At 44.7% G+C, this 1349-nt stretch carries 3 protein-coding genes; all 3 read right to left on the minus strand.

From position 1 onward, the window contains the following. Nucleotides 1-3: 3 nt before the first annotated feature. The gene (locus tag ACYPWY_RS16275) at nt 4-432 is read right to left on the minus strand and encodes a DUF3872 domain-containing protein (RefSeq protein ID WP_459686597.1); all 429 of its coding nucleotides are present in this window, start codon (nt 430-432) and stop codon (nt 4-6) included. Between the two features lie 11 nt (nt 433-443). Beyond that, the gene (locus tag ACYPWY_RS16280; protein ID WP_459686598.1) at nt 444-1028 is read right to left on the minus strand and encodes a conjugal transfer protein TraO; all 585 of its coding nucleotides are present in this window, start codon (nt 1026-1028) and stop codon (nt 444-446) included. Between the two features lie 21 nt (nt 1029-1049). Further along, nucleotides 1050-1349: DUF4138 domain-containing protein (locus ACYPWY_RS16285; RefSeq protein ID WP_459686599.1), on the minus strand; the 300-nt coding region annotated here is incomplete at its 5' end.

Here is a 1349-nt window from a genome sequence, read left to right on the forward strand (position 1 = left end):
TTTTCATTCCTCACTTTCTGCGCTTTCATTGCTGAACGAAAAACTCTTTTGCACCACCTGCCCCCAACTGTCCTCAATATAAATATCCAAATTTTGCTGGTCGGTACAGCGTGAAGTGTAGTACAATCGGAATGTTTCCTTTGTCAGCGGAAAAAGGTCATTTGGGGTTAAAACCCTGCCGTCATCAAGGCGTAATTCCCCTTTGCCGTCCGGTTGAAAATAGCGAATGTAAAACTTCGTTTCGGCATAGTTGCCCGATTTTACAATCTGAAGGCGCATCTCGACAGTTTCGCCCTCAACCACTCTTTCAGGGTATGGCATAACCACCAAATCAAAAGCATACTTTTGAGTAATATCAAGAGAGTCATTACAGGCACAGACGATACTTGCAATAAGTATCGTGTATAAAAAATAACTTGCAAACCGTTTCATTTTATTTGTATTTAATTGATTATAAATTTAATACCTAAACCAAACTGTGTATTGAACAAGCCGACGGAAGACCCCGCAAGCGCACGTTCTCGGATATTGGCAAGCAATACCAGCCAATCCGTTACAAAAACTTCCGTTTCGAGCGTGATTGCCCCGCCGTAAAGAAAGGCGTCCTTGTTATTGATAGTCGCGCCATCGGGCAAAGGCTTTTTGTTATGGCGGATTGTTTCGTAACCCGCCAACGCCGATAGCCCCGCCGAACAGAATATCGTTTTGCTTCTATCCGAGAGGACATTGAGATAATACCCGCCCTCACCGGTAAACTGCATCTGCGGATTGCACCAGCTTTTGTAGCGGTGGCATTTTCCCAGAAACTCGCCGCCAAATACCCAACGATTGCCGTTTTTGGTATAAGTGGAAAGTGCCAATCCTGCGTGAGCCGCGAAATTCGGATTGCTTTCGTCAAGCGTAAAGCCGTTTACCGTTCCTGCGGTAATTTGAATGCCCTTTTGTCCGGGCAGATAGCGTTGCGCCTGTGTCTGAAAACAGTTCAGGCACAGCATAAACACCGATATAATAAATGCTATTCGTTTCATATTCATTTGATTTTTAAATGGTTATTTTACTTTTAAATCGTCAATCACTCGTGCGCGAACAATATCCTCGTTTTCAACAACAAAACGCTGGTGTCGCCCTCCATTTTTCTCAAACAGTTCCACAATCAAATGCTTTCCGTCCGGAACGGTAAATTTCGGCAAGGCAAACACCGTGCGCCCCGATTTCTTTCCGGGTATGCGGATATTGTAACGGTAAGCGCGGACGGGAAAAATAACCTGTTCCTGAATGGCGGTGCGCTTGGCGACCTTTTTATCCACGATTTTAATGCGGATAAAATCCATATCAAACGGCACTTGCGA

The sequence above is a fragment of the Viscerimonas tarda genome (assembly GCF_054601255.1).